The 19,916-nt window shown below is 36.9% G+C and carries 10 protein-coding genes; all 10 read right to left on the minus strand.

What is annotated here, in order from left to right:
• Positions 1–10 precede the first annotated feature (10 nt).
• The 10 genes from ACEN25_RS14900 to ACEN25_RS14945 all read right to left on the minus strand — a co-directional run bounded on the left by ACEN25_RS14900 (position 11) and on the right by ACEN25_RS14945 (position 19,883).
• A complete protein-coding gene (locus ACEN25_RS14900) occupies positions 11–877 on the minus strand; it encodes a glycoside hydrolase family 16 protein (protein WP_441803598.1) in 867 nt (288 codons plus the stop codon).
• Between the two features lie 3 nt (positions 878–880).
• Positions 881–4,255 (minus strand): VCBS repeat-containing protein, encoded by a 3,375-nt coding sequence (locus ACEN25_RS14905; protein WP_441803599.1) that lies wholly within the window; start codon positions 4,253–4,255, stop codon positions 881–883.
• Positions 4,256–4,296: 41 nt separating this feature from the next.
• A complete protein-coding gene (locus ACEN25_RS14910; protein ID WP_441803600.1) occupies positions 4,297–6,213 on the minus strand; it encodes a glycoside hydrolase family 97 catalytic domain-containing protein in 1,917 nt (638 codons plus the stop codon).
• A gap of 38 nt (positions 6,214–6,251) precedes the next feature.
• On the minus strand, positions 6,252–9,362 hold the full coding sequence (locus ACEN25_RS14915; RefSeq protein WP_441803601.1) for a glycoside hydrolase family 2 TIM barrel-domain containing protein: 3,111 nt from the start codon (positions 9,360–9,362) through the stop codon (positions 6,252–6,254).
• A gap of 20 nt (positions 9,363–9,382) precedes the next feature.
• On the minus strand, positions 9,383–10,723 hold the full coding sequence (locus tag ACEN25_RS14920) for a BNR repeat-containing protein (protein WP_441803602.1): 1,341 nt from the start codon (positions 10,721–10,723) through the stop codon (positions 9,383–9,385).
• Positions 10,724–10,824: 101 nt separating this feature from the next.
• Positions 10,825–12,045: a hypothetical protein gene (locus tag ACEN25_RS14925; RefSeq protein WP_441803603.1), complete on the minus strand. Its 1,221-nt coding sequence runs from the start codon at positions 12,043–12,045 to the stop codon at positions 10,825–10,827.
• A 216-nt stretch (positions 12,046–12,261) separates the two neighbouring features.
• Positions 12,262–13,464, minus strand: coding sequence for a DUF4998 domain-containing protein (locus ACEN25_RS14930; protein WP_441803604.1), 1,203 nt, complete (start codon positions 13,462–13,464; stop codon positions 12,262–12,264).
• Positions 13,465–13,484: 20 nt separating this feature from the next.
• Complete coding sequence (locus ACEN25_RS14935; protein WP_441803605.1) at positions 13,485–14,684, minus strand: DUF5000 domain-containing lipoprotein; 1,200 nt, start codon at positions 14,682–14,684, stop codon at positions 13,485–13,487.
• A gap of 17 nt (positions 14,685–14,701) precedes the next feature.
• Positions 14,702–16,642: a RagB/SusD family nutrient uptake outer membrane protein gene (locus ACEN25_RS14940; protein WP_441803606.1), complete on the minus strand. Its 1,941-nt coding sequence runs from the start codon at positions 16,640–16,642 to the stop codon at positions 14,702–14,704.
• A gap of 10 nt (positions 16,643–16,652) precedes the next feature.
• The gene (locus ACEN25_RS14945; RefSeq protein WP_441803607.1) at positions 16,653–19,883 is read right to left on the minus strand and encodes a SusC/RagA family TonB-linked outer membrane protein; all 3,231 of its coding nucleotides are present in this window, start codon (positions 19,881–19,883) and stop codon (positions 16,653–16,655) included.
• Between the last annotated feature and the right edge of the window lie 33 nt (positions 19,884–19,916).

Consider the following 19,916-nt stretch of genomic DNA (forward strand, 5'->3'; position numbering starts at 1 on the left):
TCTTATTATCTTATAATTTTTGAAATATTCGTACGTAATCAACCTCATAGGATCTTGGAAAGCTTGTGTCTTTTAGTTCTCCTCCATTAGAACCTAATGCCAGATTAAGCAATAGATAATGCGGCTGTTGAAACCCATTAAATTCGTCTACATTTTTAGTTTTACTTAAGTCTATTGTATTTAATAACTCATCATCCAGATAGAGTTTTATATAATCTTCGGTCCAGTCCATTTTCCAGATATGAAATTTATTGGGCCAGTCTGAATCTTTTTCTAAAAAGGCTGTAAAAGGAATTGCATTACTATCCCAGGAAACCCCTCGTTCTTTTCCTTTCCATCCGGCATTCGCCAAAATGTGAGGAACACCATCAATTTGGTAATATTCCATAATGTCTATCTCGCCATTTGAAGGCCATCCTTTTTCGATTCCCAATGTCCAGATTGCAGGCCACATTCCGCTTGCAGTATCAATTTTTGCGCGTACTTCTACAATACCGTATTTAAACGCATACTTACCACGCGTATTGATACTGGAAGATGTATAGTTTGCTACTTCTCTATTCTTTTTATAGTTGTTACTTTGCGCTTCATAATTGGGATTGTTAACTATTTCTCGCTTCCCGGTAATTACGAGATTACCACGTTCGATAGCCGCATTTTCTTCTTGATACCATTGTAGCTCATTATTACGTACAAAGCCCTGTTCATACGACCAAAACTCAGGATTAGGTTTTGATCCTTTATTAAATTCGTCATTCCAAACAAGCGTATATCCTTTAGGAACTTCAAGCTTATTAGTATTAGTCCGTGCGTCTGTAGACTTACAAGAAACCTGTATTAAAAAGAGTAAAATAAAAAGGTGCTTGATTGTATTCATCGTTTATTGAATTGCGTATAACTGGGCTTTATCATCGTTGCGAGTTACCAAAAGCTCTTTTTTACCCGAATTAAACTTCATTATATTTAAACCTTTAATATCTCCCGATAGCCACAATTGATTTTGTTTTTCTGAAATCTTAAACGCATTATTTTCAAATTTCATAAGCGTTCCAAAAGAAGCATCCATACGCCCTATTCCCACACGCAACGGAAATAAATTACCTGCCGCTAAAATTTCTTTTTTTCCATCGCCATCAAAATCTTCAAATACAAAGTCTTGTATTGCTGAATTTTGCGCAAGAAATGGTAAGGCTTTAAGTTCAAATTTACCATTGCCCAAATTTTCTATAAATGAAGATTTTAAATGAGAAATTTCTAAAGTAAAGCGGGGTTTTATAGCATTTTCAGTTAAAAAACTTTCAGTGTTTACATGAGCATAAGCTTCATAAGAACCGTACTTCTTTTTAAGCGTTGGCACCTGTCCCAGCAGTTCATCGCGTGTAGGTAATGGATAACTTACCCCATTGATGTAATACGTTAAAATAGGATCTATACGGCCATTATTATCTATATCTTGTATGTAATAGCGCATAGGCTCTGTCTCACTTGCTGAGAATTGCATATTGTCACCCATGTTTCCTGCAAGAAAATCAATATCACCATCTCCGTCAAAATCTCCTGCGGTAAGACTAAACCACCATCCGTTTGTATTATTTAGTCCAAAGAGTTCGGTTTCGTTTTTAAGCTGTCCTTCTGTGTTTTTTAAAACAGTAATTGGCATCCATTCTCCGGAAAGTATCAAATCTGGCCAGCTGTCATTATCGATATCTTCCCATACCGCATCTGTGACCATCCCCACTTGCTCTATATCGTAACTACGTACCGATGAAAAAATCACTTTTCCGTTACTGCTATCGTTACGCAATAAAACACTACGCGGAATCATCGGGTAATTACCGGCAGAGAGTCTTCCTCCCACAAAAAGATCTAGATCTCCATCCTTATCATAATCACTAGCTTTTACCACACCACCACTAAACTTCATATCGGGCAATGCATCTACTGCTTTAGTAAACATCCCTGAACCATCATTTAAATACAAACGATCCTGATAATACGCATCACCATTAAATTCTTCATTTCCTCCACTTACAACATATAGATCCAGGTCGCCATCTGCATCTGCATCAAAAAACAAAGCATCACTATCTTCATAATTTTGTTCTTCCGGTAATGTCCAGGCTTGATTATCATTATATTGTTTTAATGTACCATCGCCATTACCCAGATACAGTTGGGAGGCTTGCCCTTTAGCTCCTGCTATATATACATCATCATTACCATCATTATTTACATCTCCTACCGCTGCTTTACCGCCCAATCTTGATAACTGGTAGGGTATTAAACTCTCGTAATTAAAATCTACATAATCATTCTCTGTATGCGTAAAATCTAGCTGTGCCTGTTCTGTAATGTTGGTAAGTAAATTTTTACCGGTTTCTACTTTATAGGTATAGGTTGCAGTTGCATCGGTCTCATTTAAAACCAATTTTTGATTGTACGCAACTTCGTTAAGGGTTGTTTGCTTTTGTGAAGGCCAAATAACCTGCAATGTGCTTACTTTATCTTCCTTACCTAATCCTATGGTCATTTGAGGGTGTACCGAAGATTGATACCCCCTTACATAATACGCCTCCTGATAAATAGTTTTTCCGCTGGCTAGCGTCAAAATTACTTTTGCACCAAGCGCATTTGTATTTTTGTAAGCACCCTGTAATTGCAGCGTGATGTAATTATTTTTCTCCCGTTTTTCTTCGTTATTTTTATAAATAAGTAACGGCTGGTTGAGATTATTTACAATTAAATCGAGGTCTCCATCATTATCAAAATCTGCATATGCAGCGGCGTTAGAAACAGTTTTAATAGTTAGTCCCCAATCCTGAGTAGCATTTTCAAACGCTAATCCGTCTTTATTCTTAAATGCATAATTTGAAATTTTAGTTGCCGGAATTTTACTTATCAATAATCCTACATCTAGCGGAACACCTTTTTCCTGTGCGCTTTGCACTGCCTCATTTACAGTATAATTATTAAAGTCCAGATTGCTGTAATCTCTTAAATAACCATTAGTAACAAATATGTCTTTTAACCCATCGTTGTCATAGTCTGCAATTAAAGGTGCCCAACTCCAATCTGTATTTGAAATACCCGACAACTGCGCAATTTCTGAAAATTGCAGATTTCCTGCCGGGTCGTGCCCGCGGTTTATCTGAAGATTATTACGCATATACTGATGGTGATAACCACTATCTATGAGTGTTTGTGCACGGTTATAGTTATCTGCCCCTTTTAGTGCTTTTTGCCTGTAATTATCTTCTGGTAGCATATCTACTACAAAAAGATCGGGTTCTAAATCATTGTTTATATCAGCAATGTCAGATCCCATTGCGTACTTTGAAAAGTGTCCAAAAGATGCCTTTGATATTTCTTTAAATGTACCGTCTCCTTTATTTATATAGCAAAAATCCTGTTCAGAATAGTCGTTGGTTACAAAAATGTCTGGCAAGCCATCTTTATTTAAATCGCTTATTGCTGCGCTTAATCCAAAGTTGATTCCTGTACCATAAATACCTGCTTCTTCAGAAACTTCTACAAATTTTCCGTCTTGATTTTGATATAATTTATTGCCGTAATAAGGGTGACGTAAGTTCCTAAGGTGCTTAACATTAAAAAGTGTATTGTAAAATTTATTGGCGTGATTGAGTAGAAATAAATCAAGATCGCCATCTAAATCGTAGTCTAAGAAATAGGCTTGTGTTGTAAATGTTCCTAGCGCATCAACACCATATTCTTTTGCTTGTTCTAAAAATACGGGTATGCCGTTAGCATCATTACCCTGATTGATAAATAGCTGATTTGCACGTCCCGCATATTCTTTAACCACGGGTTGTGTAAATCCTTCTGAAGGAGCATTGCCCGAGTAACATAAATAAATATCCAGCAATCCATCACCATTGACATCTGCCATCGAGACTCCGGTTTTCCAACCTTCTTTTTCTTCAATTTTTGCTTTTGCAGTAATGTCTTCAAAATTAAAATCTCCTTTATTTAAGAACAATTTATTGTTTACCTGGTTGCCCGAAAGATACACATCTGCAAGGCCGTCATTATTTAAATCACCTACAGCTACGCCACCACCATTGTAGATATACTCATAAGTCATTACATTGTAATCTTCGGTTTCTACCAAAGTATTTTCAAAAACAAGACCTGTATCTTCTGCACTCATTTCTGTAAAAAGTGTGGTTGCTTCCTCTTTACAACTAGTAAATAGGAGTACCGCAAGTGCTAATAATTGAGTATTTCTAAAATTCATAAATGTATTGTAATCGCATTCTTAAACTTGATGAATTAGATTTATTGAGTAATTAGCAATGCTCCGCCTTCACCATATAGTTTTATTGTAAACGTTCCGTTTTTATTAATTGTAACTGGTTTTGTTGCTGCTGTACGGTCTTTAGAATCATAAATTAAAGTTGCTTTAGCTCCTTTAAACATCGGTATATTGAGTTCTAAAGTTTTGTCTTTTTTCTCTCCGTTAGTGACTGCGAGATACCAGACAGCTCCTTTGCGTCTTGCTAAGGCTGCGTAATCACCTGGCTCACCTCCTATATAAATGGTCTCATCCCAAACCGTAGGCATCTTTTTAAAGAAATCTATTACAAACTCAGGTTGCTCTTCCAGATTATTTGGTGTAAGTCCAAAATGCTGAATAGGGGAAAAATAAAGAACTGCTGTAGCTAACTCAAAAACGTCTGAAGTACTGCGTAGTGTTCCTTCTTTTTGATTCCTAGAAAGTCGCTTATTGAGAAATACAGGTGCAAAATCCATAGCACCTACTGTGTTTCGGCTAAAAGGTAAAACCGTGCTATAATAGGCGTGTTTATCTAAAGCATCTTGTCTGAAAACCAAATTTTCTGATGCCAGTACAGCTTCCGAAGTTACGTAATTGGGATACATTTTTTCCCAACCGCGCGGTAAAGTACACCCGTGAAAAGTTACTGCCAGTCCGTAATTATTAGCGTCAGTAAGAATATCTTCATACAATTGCATCGTAACCTGCTTATCGCCTCCAAAGAAATCAATCTTTAATCCTTTTACTCCTATTTTTTGCAGCCACGCCATTTCTTGTTGACGCTTATAGGCTGTATTCATAAGGTCTTGTGGCGTTTGAGGTGCGTTGTTCCAAAAACCATTAGAGTTGTACCATAATAAAACTTCTACATTTTTGGATTGTGCGTAAGCAACCAAATCTTCCATTTTATCATGTCCAATAGTTGCGTCCCACCAGTTATCAATAAGTACATACTCAAAATTAAGTGCTGCTGCCAGGTCTATATATTCTACCTGATCTTCATAATTAATACTGTTGTCCTGCCAGACAATCCAGCTCCATGTTGCTCTCCCCATTTTATATTCCTGAGAGGGAGCATATTTTTCTTCTACAAGGTCAAATGCTACTGTGGATTCTACTATAGGTTTTAAACTTTTACCAAGAGTAATTGTACGCCAGGGCGTTTGAGCCGGCATTGCCATTGCCGCATAGGTTTCGCCAATACTGTTATTTTCGCCTTCTTGTGGAAATATCAAAGGAAACAGACCTGCGGCATTAGACTCTCCCAAGCGTGCTCCCGGATAACTCCCGTCTACTCCGGTTTCAGATATTAAAATCCAACCTTTTTCAGCATTTTTAAATAATGCCGGAAACGTATAACCTACACCGTATTGTGAAGGGGTTCCTAATGCTTCATTAAAAGTATACTCTTCTTCATAAGAAGGTTTGGTTTGCTCCCAACCAGACATCGGTAATGCCTGAGGAGTAATAAATGAAGTAGCGTCATCCGGTAAATTAAACCCTGTCGCTTCCGCTAAAATTTTAACCTTAGTATTGCGGTCTTTAGCAGTTAGTTTATACGAAAAAGCAACATCTCTGTTGCTTACTCTAATGTGTATGGATAAGGTATCCCGGTTGAGATTTGTATAGTTTGTTATGAGCTCATTTGCCAAATAATCTGCGTGACTAACTTTGGCTTTTGGTAAGGTATATGAATTAGAAATAGTATTTACTTCTGAATGTTCAAATGTTAATCCCATACTAAAATCACCTATCGAAGTTTGTAAACCTAAGGGCGATTCTTCTAAAAAAATTTCCCCATTAAGTTTTACAGTATAAACAGGCTTACTATCTATAAGTGCAACTATAACTGTAACCTTACTATCCGGACTTGTAACTATTGCAGCCTTCTGACCCCATAAAAATGTAGCCAGAAGCATGCAACTTATATTTAAAAAGTTTTTTAGCATCTTCTTGTTTATTCTAATAATGAGATTGTATAGCTATAGGTGTATGAATTATCTTCTAATCTGTATTTTTCTAAAGGATATTCACCCCAACTGTTGAGACCTCCTAAACCACGTTGTTTTAGATCTAAATGAAGAAAAACCTTATCCTGTACCGTTAAATCTGTTGGGTGTCTTTGATCTTTAGTTAAACCGGGGTCAAGATCTTCTGTAGAAATATTGAGAGCACTAAACCCTAAAGGTTGAGCTCCAGAAATCTTCAAACCTTTACCAGTAGCATTGGTTAATGTTAACCAACGTGCATCTGTATGATATCCTGATTCTTGTGGTCTAATGTAAGTCCAGGTAAATTGATTTTCAACTTTATCACTATAAGTGCCTAAAAATGCAGACTCTTTACGGTCTGAATAATTTTCCCAGGGTCCGCGGCCGTAATACTTTAAATTATCAAAATCCCCATCTAGAATCATACGCATTCCAAAACGAGGCATTTCAGGTAATTCTTTACCGCTCATATCTATACTAGCTGTTACGGTGATTTCTCCTGTATTCGCAATTAAGTAACTAATCGTATATGGCACATCTACCCCTGCAAGTTGATACATTACGGTAACCGGCAAGCCATTTTCAGTAAGTTTCCCTACCTCTGCAGATATTAATTGTGCGTCTTTAGAAGCCGTTTTCCAGGCTTGTAATTTCTTCGGCATACCGTTACCAAAATCATTATCGGTAGGAGCTCTCCAAAAATAAGGCTGCGGAAACTTACTTACTACAGCAGCTGCATTCTTAAGTTGGTATGTTACAATCTGACCTGTTTTTAGGTTTATAGTTCCCATTACTTTATCAGAACTGAACTGTAGGGTGTCACTTGTAGTTTTAAAAACAAGTTTACTTTCTGAAGTACTATCTTTTTTAGAAGCAAAGTAGTTGTTCTTGTTCATATCAAATTGCTCACGCGCCATCTCAAAACCAGCAGGAATTAATGCTGAGGCTTTAGTTGTATATGCATAAACATCTAAGAAATATTCACCTTGTGTCATTTCAGGTAAATCAAGTTGTACAGATTCTTGTGAGTTAGGTTCTGCCGAAACATTAAATTCTCCTGTTTTTACCGAAACACCATCCTTCAGTAAATTCCATTTAAAACTGAATTGATCAAGATTTGTGTAGTTGTATTCATTTGTAACATTCAAGGTATTACCTATGATCGAAAATTCTATAGGCTGATATACTTTTTTCACTTCGGCTAAAGAAGGATGAGCAATGCGATCTGCGGTAACTAAACCATTTGCATTAAAGTTCTCATCATTTTGCAAATCTTTACCTCCAAGATCACCACCATAAGCAAAAAATTCACGTCCATCATCTGTTTTTGCTCTCAATCCCTGATCTACCCAATCCCAAATAAAACCACCTTGCATATGTGGGCTGCTATCTATAATATCCCAATATGCTCTAAAATTACCGCTGCTGTTCCCCATCGCGTGTGAATACTCACACATTATAAAAGGTCGTGTAACATCTGTACGTTCTGCATATTCTTTCATATCCTTAAGCCGCGGATACATAGGTGCTACAACATCTGTATTGCGATTTTGACCTGCCTGCTCAAAAGTTACCATACGCGAAGCATCAGTATTCTTTAACCAGTCATAAGCTTCATAAAAAACCGGACCATTACCACACTCATTTCCCATAGACCAAAGAATTACTGAAGTATGATTTTTATCCATCTCATACATACGCTTTATACGATCTAAATGTGCCGGAGCCCATTCTTCTAAATATGCAGGATGTTTAGATTCATCTATTTTGCCCTGAAATTCTGCTCCCATTGCATGGGTTTCTATATTTGCCTCATCAACAATGTAAAAACCAAATTCATCTGCAAGATCATAAACGTCCTGCCCATGTGGGTAGTGGCTCATACGTACAGCGTTGATGTTGTTACGCGCCATCAATTCAAAATCTTTACGTGTCATCTCAAGATCTGGTACATGACCTTTATCTGGGTGATGCTCGTGCAGGTTTACCCCACGTACTGTCACAGCCTTACCGTTAACTAATAGCTGTGCATTTTTAAGCTCTACTTTTCTAAAACCGGTGCGCCCAGAAGTAACTGCAACTGTGTGCCCATTTTTATCTTCTAGCTTTATGATGTAATTATATAGATATGGAGTTTCTCCGCTCCACTTCAATACATCAGGGATTGTTAAATCAAATGATAAATTACCACCTGCCACAGGTACATTTTTCTTTTCGGCTAGAACCAGATTTCCATCTTTATCAAAAAGAGCAACCTGTACTCGTGGATTTTTTAGTTTATTTTTGGCAAAAGAACGTATGTCTACCTCAGCGGTAAATTTTCCAGTGTTATAATTAGCATCTAAATCACTGGTAACTCGATAATCCCAAATTGTTGTTTTTGGCATTGCCTGTAGAAAAACAGTACGCTCTATACCGCTTAATCTCCAGAAATCCTGATCTTCCAGATAGCTTCCGTCGTGCCAGCGCGTAACCTGAACTGCCAGTAAATTTTCTCCTTCTTGTAGGAAACTGGTTATATCAAATTCTGCAGGTGTTTTAGAAGCCTTGGTCATACCTACTTCTTTGCCATTTACAAATATGCGCGCATAACCTGAGATTGAGCCAAAACTCAAAATAATTTCTTTATCACTCCACCTCTCAGGTACAGTAAAGGAGGTACGGTAACTGCCTACAGGATTGTAATCCCCGTTTATAAAGGGCGGGTTTTTAGGAAAAGGATAGGCTACATTTGTATAAATAGGAATATCAAAACCTTCGGTCTCCCAGTTAGACGGAACATTTATAGCATCCCAACCGCTGTCATCTAAATCGGTTTTATAAAAATTCTGCGGAAGTTGTTGCGGGTTTTTTGCTAGATTAAATTTCCAGCTTCCATTTAGACTTTTATAAAGAGATGACTTTTCAGGAGTACGCGTTTGGGCATTTTTCGCTTTTTCGTATAAAACAAATGCACTGCGACCTTCTTCTTTATTTCTATCTAAAATTGTAGGGTTTTCCCACTCATTCTGTTGGTTTTGGGCAATTGCGCTACAAATGCATAACATGCTCAAAAGGTTTACAATAGTTTTTCTCATTTATTTAGTTAATTGGAATTTTACAATAGATTTTTATAGGGTAATTTATTTAGTTCTATTACTTGTACAGGTGTTGCCTTTTTAGTTTTAAGACCTTCACCATCTACCTGTATTACTTCTTGTTGAAAAATATGCAGCTTTCCTGTTTTTTTGAAAAGTTCTTTATCAAAATTAGGCTCCCAATCTCCAACGCTTTTCTCAGTTAGATCTAGTATTTGCCAGTCACTTACCTCCTGTAAATTTTTATAGGCTAATGAAATTTTGCTTCCTCTGGAAGCATCTCTAAATAATAAATAGGTGATCTTTTTACCCGATTGCTTATCTATAAAAATCTCTGGTCTTGAGATGGGAATCTTTTTTGTTCCGCCACCACCTAGTTTAAATTCTGTAGTGCGAAAAGCTGTGTTTTCTTTCTTCCAGTTGCCGTTATCTAAATAAACTATTTGATATTGCGTTTTATCATCTTCATTCCAATAATTAGCGATATAGGGATTGCCGTCTGAATCTGTAGTCATTGCGGTTTGATTTATAAGACTGCTATTCTGCGGAATCTTCCAGGCATATTCGGCGCTTGATTCAGTGATAGGTAACGTATACTGCTCACCTGTAGATTTTTGCCAGGTTACGCCACCGTCTAAAGACCTAGCATAGGCGATATCGTGATTTGTAGCTACGTCATAGGTTTCGCGCCAAACCCAGGATAAATGAATAGTTCCTTTTAAATCTACATAAGCTTGCCAGTAGGCATTCCTTAGATTTTCACCATCTATCAAATTTTGGTGAAGCTGCGTCCATTTTTTAGTTAACACATCATAACTATTGAGAACTAAAACACCTCTGCCAGACTGCCCTGAGCGATACAAAAATAATAAACCTCCGGTATTAGTAAGATTATAAAATTGAGGATATGATACCTTTTGCTCATCTATACCCGTCATACCGATTTTGTCGCCGAGCACTAAGCCTAACGGCGTTTTACTTATTGCATAGCGCAATTCATTATCGTGGTGATCCCAACTAACGTGCAAAAAACCTTCGCCATCAACTGCAATACTAATCGTATTATGAGCATCTGCTGTATTGCCCGTATATTGGGTTTTAGCAGTAACCCAGGCTCCATTAGGCAATTCTCTTTTTGCTATAATGAGATTCGAATCTGCATCGTAATAAGCTGTAAACTGGGTGTTTTTATAAGTTGTTAAGGCATTTTGACGAAAGATTACTGTATTCACCGAATTGGATGACCAACCCAAACCCACAGTTGAAACCTCAGGAGTTATATTTTTTTGATGTACGCCGCACGACACTAAAACACAACCTAAAAGGCAGAAAACGTAAATTTTAAACAATTCTATCCCCATCAAAAACAATTAAATGTATGACATACGTTTAAAAGTACGTAATTTAAATGTAATACCTGTATTTTACGATTAGAATACTTTATCGATTTAATAACTAATAATTAGTTTGAAGGCAAACCGTCTGCTTTCATACCCTGTATAATAAGTGCGTGAATGATATATGTCATTTCCTTACCATTATCTTCGTGAGCACCATTAACACCGTAAGGCCAAAAATGAACTCCGTCTCCTTTTACGGTAGCATTAGGGTCATTTGTCATCATTTTTAAGATAGCATTAGCTTCTGCTCCTTGATAAATTCCTGCCTTAATTAGCTCATTCCATTTCCGGTGTTGCCCTACTCCTACTGTGTGCGCCATCTCATGCATTGCAGTTCCTGTGCGCTGATATCCTGCATTAGAACCTACTCTAATATTGCCCGCAAAATTTGCATCTGCCGTAGGTGTGCCCGGAGAATAATTAACAACGACGTGCTTAGTAATAGAAGTAAAATTATTGTAATACTGTGTCGCCGTATCAAAGGCGTCTTTAATACGAACGTGATTTTCATTTGCTGCATCAAAACCATTAAATGAATATGTAAATTTTCCTTCATTGATTGTTTTAACTAAAACTTCTTCTCCATATACTACACGTTTACTTGTTTTGGTATAAGGTCTAATAAAATAAAAGGTATTTTCCTTTAAATCTCTAATACGTTCCGTAAAAGAAGCGTCAAGATTTTCCCTCTTTATAATCTTATCTTCAAGTGTTGGGTTTTGTTCAAGCCCATACACAACTCCTATTTCTTTTAATTCGGTATCTCCAGGTTCATCTAAACGTATGGCTATAAAAATATCGTGAGCTCCTGAAACCCGCTTTTCTCCTACACTAAATATTGGTGGATCTGCAAATGTTGTAGTAAACTGTATTTCGTTGCCATAGGCGATGCCTTTTGCATTTTTTGCATACGACCGTGCGTAATACTCATTGCCTTCAGCGAGATTAGAAAGATTAACCTCAAATTCGCCTGATCCTTTTACCGTGCTTGCTATGGTTTTGTTTCCATCATAATTTGGTTTTGTTTCTAAACCAAAACAAACCCCTCTTTCAATAATAGAGGTACCCCCATCATCTGTTACTTGTCCCCAAATGGTTGCAGAATATGATGCTAAATTTTCTGGCTCTTTTGTTATCAAGGTTGCCAGATTAATTTCTTTTACAGGCTCAACAGGTTCCTCAGGCTGTGCCGTAACTTCAGAAGTTGATTCGCCAGAACATCCAGAATTTAAAAAGAGTACACTTATCAATAAAAATAAAGGCATTGTATATTTAATTTTCATAAAACTTAAATATTAGGAATTTATAGATTTATCAAGTAAACTTTAAAATCTATGATAGGTATATTTAATAATTACTTTGGTTGTAAATAGCTGAATACAGCATAGAAATTTGCTTTATAATTGAGCTCTTTAAACAATACAACTCCTTCCGCACAAGTTTTTTTGTGCAGAAAGAGCCTTATTGATTTATCAATTAATTAGTACGTCTGCTCTTTATTATTTTACTACTATATCCCACTCAAGTATTTTCCAGTAACTCTGATCTACAGTAAAATCTGTCACAATACCTACTGATACCGGAGCATTTTCTTCTGAGATAAAATCTACTATAATATTTCCTGTAGCTGTAATTTTTTTAAAGCCTAATACATCAGTAGAAGTTGTTACATCATCAATATCAGGAAGGCCTTCGCCCTTTGCAACTACCACAAACACTCGAGTCCCTGTTTCGCTTAGTTTATTACCGTTTGATAAATTTACATTTAAGGTGTATGATGCTGGCTGCACATCTACCATCTGGTGAATTTTACCATTGCGTATGAGGGGCGTTCCCCAACTTTCTAATCCCATTGCATCGCGGCCACCATTATTATCAAATCCTCCTACTGGAGGATTCCCGTGCGTTTTTGCATTATCATTTGTAGTCCAATCTGCAACTGTTCCCCACCTACCAGATCTTGCACTAGTAGCAAAAGGCATTTTTGCATTTACCATTAACGGCTTAGGAATAGGCTTTAAGTTATTGTACTCTGTATAAAATGTATCTATCGCGGTTTCTTCCGGCTTAAATAATGTACGATATTTGTAAGTTGAAGAATTTTTAAAATCAAGTATAGTTACCGAAGGTTCATCTATAGGTATATATAATTCTACCTCTTCATCACTTGTATTCGTATACACTATCTCAGTTCCTAAAACACCTGAAGTAAGATCCATTCCTGCATAGTTAATAACTAAGCTATCTTCTATGAGATTATTTGCTATCACAGGTCTATTAAACAAGGTTGCCTGGTAGCGCTCTCCATAGACCTCTCCCGTTGCAGATACAGGAATAGAGCTATTACCCTGACTGTCAAATGTGCGTATTTCAAAATTATAAATGTTCTCTGGTAAGTCTGAAATTATTACCTCTAGTGTATCTATTCCTATCGAACGAGTTACAGGTACTACCACAGAGTCTTTTTTGCTATCCCAATACACTCTGAATTCAGTAATTTTAGGGTCTGCGTCTACAATACCCTGTATTTTAGCACGATTTTTTCCCGAAAAAACCTTTAAAGAATCTACCTTCTCAGAATAGTTAATCTCACCATCAAGGGTAAAATCTTTAAAATCATCCATTTCTGCAACATCTGCACAGGAGCCAAGCACCGTTAACAGTACGAGAAGAATTATTTTAGTTAATTTATGTATTTTCATAATCAGTATGATTTCTATAATTAAAAATTAGTATTACCGTAAATCTGAATTTCACCTATGGCTAAACTTTTGCCACCTTCCCAGTTTTCTAGATTACGTATACGCAGGTATCTCATTTTAGGTACATCTGCAGGGATCTCCCAACTAAAACCAGCTACAGCAGTCTCATAGTCCTCATTGTTTTGTTGACCGTAAGGAAGCCCGGAAGGCTTAACTTCTTCATAAGTTCCTAATAGTGTCCAACTTGCTAAATCTCCAGAAGTATCTAATTCATCACTTCCATAAATTTCAAAGCGCTTCATACAACCCTTATAGTAATACGTTCGCCCATTAAAATACTCAGGATAATCCCAAATAACTACACGGCTCAGTTTTGCCTCTACACCCATATCTATAGTAAACATGTGTAAATTTTCTGTATAGGTACCCTGTGTTAAATACACCCCAGACCAATTCATTATATTACCGTCCCAGAGACCACTAAGCGGTGTAGAATTATGACGCGGTGCATCGTTAGGTAATGCCAACCCTCTGTATCCAGATTTAGGAATAGCTTCTTCAAAAAGCGGTTTAATTGTAGTAAATAATGTATCTGTGTAATTTAACCAGCGATCTCTAACGGTTATAGCAAACTCCTGTGATAGGGTATCAAAACCGCGAATGGTACTTGTGATCTCATCTGTAGAAGTATAAATACTATTAGGATTAATCACCCAATCGCCCAGATCATCTTTTTCCATAAGTAATAAGGCTACATCTTCTCGATCAGGATTATCTGCCTTTAAATAAACCCCACCAAATGCCGCACCAGACTCTATACTCTCATATACATCAAATATGGGTGCTCTTAATGGATTTACAGTTACTAAAACAGGTGCTGATTCTTTTTCACTACGATTAACAGTAGTAATCTTAACCTCATTAGCTTGCGCTCCAGAAAATCCTTCGAGCAACATACTTGAATTGTAGAATGAAGTTTTTACTTCCATTTCCCGGCCATTAGCGAGTGTATAACTTGCTTTTACATAGAGCAAGTCCTGATCTTTGGGTAGTTTGTACGAAACCCTTGCTTTACCTCGTAAGTTTTCTACGCTTACATCTGTAACTTGCGAAGGTGCATTAGCGTTATTTTCTAAAGGGCTTTGTAAATCTTCATCAGAACACGATATCCCAATGATCAAGCCCAAAACTGCTAAATAATTTAAAAATTTTGTTTTCATAATTTTTCTTTTTTTTATTAATTCCACCCCGGATTCTGTACCAGATTCGAATTCTGTAGAAGTGCATATTCCCAAATAGGCCAGAAATAATCTCTAGGCGCTACAAAACGTTGTTGATGTAATGTTCTAATCTGGTAATAAGCGGCCTCATCTTCACCATAAACATTCCATCCCTGTATAGGTTGATTAAATTCACGTACGGCTTTTTTCCATCGTAATAAATCCCAATAACGTTGACCTTCAAAAGCAAGCTCAATCAAACGCTCTTGATGTATAATTTCTCGTAAACCATTTTGAGAATTTGGTTTATTAGGGTTGTTAGAAAATTGAGTCCAGGAAGTCTCAACACCCTCTAGTCCCGCACGGTCTCTGATTAAATCTAAATACTGAAAAACCTCACCACTAGGACCATTTATTTCATTTAGAGCTTCAGCATACATTAAATACAAGTCTGCTAATCTCAATTCTGGCCAGGCGTAGGATCTAAATGAAGAACCATTTGCACCAAAGCTTTGATCGTTATTAACTAACTTTTTTAAGTAATAACCTGTTACGTTGAAGAAAAACGCATGATTGCTTCCTGCGTAGTCTGCGTATTTACCTTCAATATGCGACTCGTTCTCAACATCCTGATCTGCGTTACGATACCATATCGAACCGTCAAAACCTAAATTTGCATAAAAGCGATGTTCTCTGTCAAAGTTTAAACGGGAAGTTCTATATCCCTGAAGAATATTATTTCCTTCCGAAGCATTTGCTTCTCTAATTTCTAAGATATTATTGAAGTTTAAATTTTTATCTTCATTTATAGGCACTCCATTTTTAGAGTAAAAAAGCTTTGCCATATCAAGCGTTGGCGAAACAATTTTCTCAGCAGACCTGTGATTGTCGTCTATAGAAAGAGGTGCCATAGTTTGACGCTGTAAATCTGTTACAATGCTCTGGGTATTGGGCCATAACACTTCCTGACTTCTACGTAAGGTAACCGCGTTACGTATACTTAATTTAGTAGCAGTTGTATCTGAAAGATTAAACGTATTACCTGCAAATTCATACAAAGCATGACCTGCATTTTCTGCTGTTTCTATAGCTTCAAGAGCAGCATCTGCTGCTTCCTGCCATTTAGATAGCTCGTAAGTAGTATTGTACAATGCCGTCCCATCAGGATTTATTACACCAGATAAATCTTCGTTTCCGTTAAATAACGGACTGGCGGCTGTTAACAATACACGAGCTTTTAGACCCTTTGCAATGACTGACGTAATACGGCCATATTCAGTATTTTGATCTGCTATAGAAGGAGGCAATATAGCTGCGGCTTCATCAAGCAATTCAACAACGTAATCTATGCCTTCATCGTAAGGAGAACGCGGGATATCAAACTCAGATGCATCTGCGTCTATACTTACATTTTCACGAATTATAGGTGATGCACCATACATACGCATTAAATAAAAATGGTAATAAGCCTTTAAAAATTTTGCTTCGGCTATCCATCGCTCTCGTTCACTAGCATCTATGTCTGGTACTTGTAAGGGATCCTCTAAATTCTCAATAAAAATATTGCAGTGTCTAATTCCCTGAAACATTGGTTTTGCCTGAAATCTTCCATCCCAATAATTATTATAAGGATCTCCTGTGCGCTGTAAACCTAGAGCTATGTTAAGTGAGTTAACTGTAATTGCCTGAAATTCATCAGGAATCCATAGTTCGTCTCCTGCTAAAAATGCCGGATTACCCTGTAAATTACCATTTTCCGGCATATATGAATAACATGTAAACAGGTATTTTTCGGCTTCATTTCGCAGATTAAAAACTTTATCTACAGTATTCACATTATCTGGTACTACATCCAGAAACTCCTCTTCACAAGAGCTCAGTAGCATTAAGGCAATTACCGAAAGCACTAACGAATGCAAACGTTTTTTGCTTTTTTTAGTATTAAATATCATATTCATAGCTATTTTTTTAAAAGTCAAATTGTAAACCAAAATTGTAAACAGATTGTATAGGATAACCTAAACCATTACCTCCCATTTCTGGATCCCAAAGATCAAAACTGCTCCACACCGCAAGGTTTAATGCACTAACATAAACACGCATTGATTTTATATTTAAAGCATTTAAAACGCTTTCTGGTGCCTTGTACCCAAATTCAACATTTTTTAATCTTAAAAAATCCCCGTTGCGTAACCACCATGTAGATTCTTGAATATTATTTGTTTCCTGAGTTTGACTCAAACGTGGCCAAAATGCATAGGCGTTACGGTTGTCTTCAGACCAATAATCTTCTGCTATTACATTTAATAATCCGTTCTGATAGCGACCCTCTACCACAAATGGAGCTATGCGCTGAGGATTTATGAAAAATGACGATCGTGCAGAACCCTGAAAAAACATACTCAAATCAAAATTCTTATAGCCTACACTACCCCCAAAACCATAAATAAATTCTGGCACAGTAGGTAAACCAATAGGAACTTTATCAAGGGGTGTGATTTGCCCATCACCGTTTACATCACGGTATTTAATATCACCGCCATTTACATCTCCAAACTGAGTAGGTGAATTATTTACCTCTTCTTGATCTACAAAAAGTCGCTCTGCTATATAACCATAGGTTTGACTTGAGTGCTGCCCCACACGCGACAAATAGCTCAAATTATCGGGATAATTTAATTCGTCATATTGGGTAATCTCATTAGTCGCATAAGTCATTGTGGCACGTAACTGTGTCCACCAGTTGTTGTTAAATTGTTTATTATAATCTAAAGCCACCTCAAAACCGTGACTTTCAAGCTCTGCAAAATTTGCTTGTGGTTGAGCCGTTAACCCTATTACAGATCCTATTTCAGAACGTGTTTGTAGAATATTGCTTCGCTTCTGCTTAAAAATATCAAAGGTTAGATTTAAGGATTTATAGAGTTCTAAATCTATTCCCAGGTTATATTGCTCAGATTCTTCCCAACCTATTTCCTCATTAGGATATCTAGATATTAATACTCCTGGTCTTCCATAGTTAAAATCCTGACCGAAGGTTGCCCCATAAAAAGGATTATTTGAATCAACATTAGATAAATAGAAAAAACGGTCCCGGTCTTCACCTATTTGATCATTACCAGCTTTACCATATGTTAAGCGTAATTTTAAATTTGTTACTGCATCACTTATAGGTTCAAAGAATTTCTCCTTAGATATTCTCCACCCTAAACCTACCGATGGAAAAAAGCCATAACGATGTCCTTTTGCAAATCGTTCTGAACCATTATATCCAAAGCTGAATGATGTTAAGTACCTATCATCAAATGAATAAGATAGGCTACCGGAAAGCCCGTGATTACGAAATGGTAATGAACCTTGTAGATCGTTACCTACTACTCCATTTTCGGTACTATAGATTAAGTTAAGGAGCATGGCAGAAATTGTATGTTTTTCTGCAAATGTGCGGTTGTAGTTTAATTGCGATTCATTATAGATTCTAGAATTGATGTTTTGACGGTTAGAACCACCTATAACATCAATAAACTCGGTTCCTGTCTGACCTATAGAGCCTTCACTACCATCATTAAGTACACTTAAATCTATAGAATTATCTATGGGGTTAAGTGAAGATGAGTAGTAAAAGGGATTATATTGACGTTGAATTTCATAAAAAGCATAGCGTCGTATATAGCCCATAGATCTAAAACTCAATCCTTCAGTAATGAAACCAAGATCTTGTTTGATTTGAATTTGTGCCTGTATCGTAGATGCCTTACTGGTTTGATATCCTTTAACCATCTCTGCATACGGATTAAATAGCAATGTATTTCCCCCTAATTGTGAAGGAGCACCTCCAAATAGTGGATGCTCAATAAGCGGCTTCAATTCCTGCGGATAAATTGCTGGAAACGCAACTGGGTTTGACCATACTGCTGTATTAAATACATAGGTACCTCCAGATACAGGGTTACCATTATAACGATCTCTACCACCTACAGGACCATTATAATCATCAAATTGACCATACACATTAAGTGATAAGTCTGTAGTCTCTGTAAGTTCTATATCTAAATTACTTCTAATGGAATAGTTACGTAGTTTAATGTTACTATTAAAGTTATTAATAGGCTCTACATCTAAGATTCCGTTATCTATATTATAAGTACCTGCCACATAGTATCGTGCTTTTTCAGAACCACCGCTTGCACTAATATTTATACTTTCATTTACCGTATAATCTTTAACCATCTGATCTATCCAGTTATTACTAGGATATAAAAGGGGATTATCTCCCGCAGCAGTTCTATCTATTTTTGTTTGTGTATATGGTAATATGGCCTGGCGATCTCGGGTAAGAGCAGCTTCATTAGCCATATTCATATACGTGATATTATCTGCAAAATTAAAGTTCTTAGTATTTGAAGAAACCCGTGTTTGTGATCTAAAACTAAAATTTGTCTTACCAGATTTACCCCGTTTGGTAGTAATTAAAACCACCCCGTTTGCTCCTCGTGCTCCATAAACCGAAGCAGCTGCAGCATCTTTTAAGACTGAAAATGAATCAATATCATCAGGTTGAAGACGCGCTAAATCTGTAGAAGTAGATTCTATACCATCTATAAGTATTAAAGGATCCCGTTTACCCGAACCAAACGTACTCAAACCACGTATAAAAAAGTCTGAATTATCTGCACCCGGCTCTCCAGAACGTTGATAAGAAATCATACCGGGAACACGACCGGCAAGCATATTGGTAAGGTTGTTTGTAGGTCCTTTTAATTGTTCTGGATTAACTGAAACAACCGAAGTCACCATATTTGTCTTTTTCTGCTTTCCGCTAAAGGCGATAACAACGGTTTCTTCAAGAGATTCCTGACTCAAATTAAGAGTCATATCTATGGTTTGCTGGTCACCCACCACCACTTCTTTTGTGACAAAACCTACAAATGAGTATACTAACGTAGCCCCTTTAGCAACCCGTATGCTATACTTTCCGTCAAAATCTGTAGCCGTACCATTATTAGTACCTTTCTCCTGTACGGTAACACCAATTAAAGGTTGCTTATCGTTACCGTCATAAATGGTTCCTGTAACCACATTTTGAGGAGCTCCTAAAATTTCTGTATTTGCAGCAAATAAACTGCCGGAAGTGAGACTACCTAAAACCACGAGAAGCGCGCAAAACCGGTGTTTTAATTTATTAATAGTATGTATCATAATTTTATATTATCGTCAAAGTAATTTTGGTCA

The sequence above is a fragment of the Leeuwenhoekiella sp. W20_SRS_FM14 genome (genome assembly GCF_052119605.1).
Classification (GTDB): Bacteria; Bacteroidota; Bacteroidia; order Flavobacteriales; family Flavobacteriaceae; genus Leeuwenhoekiella.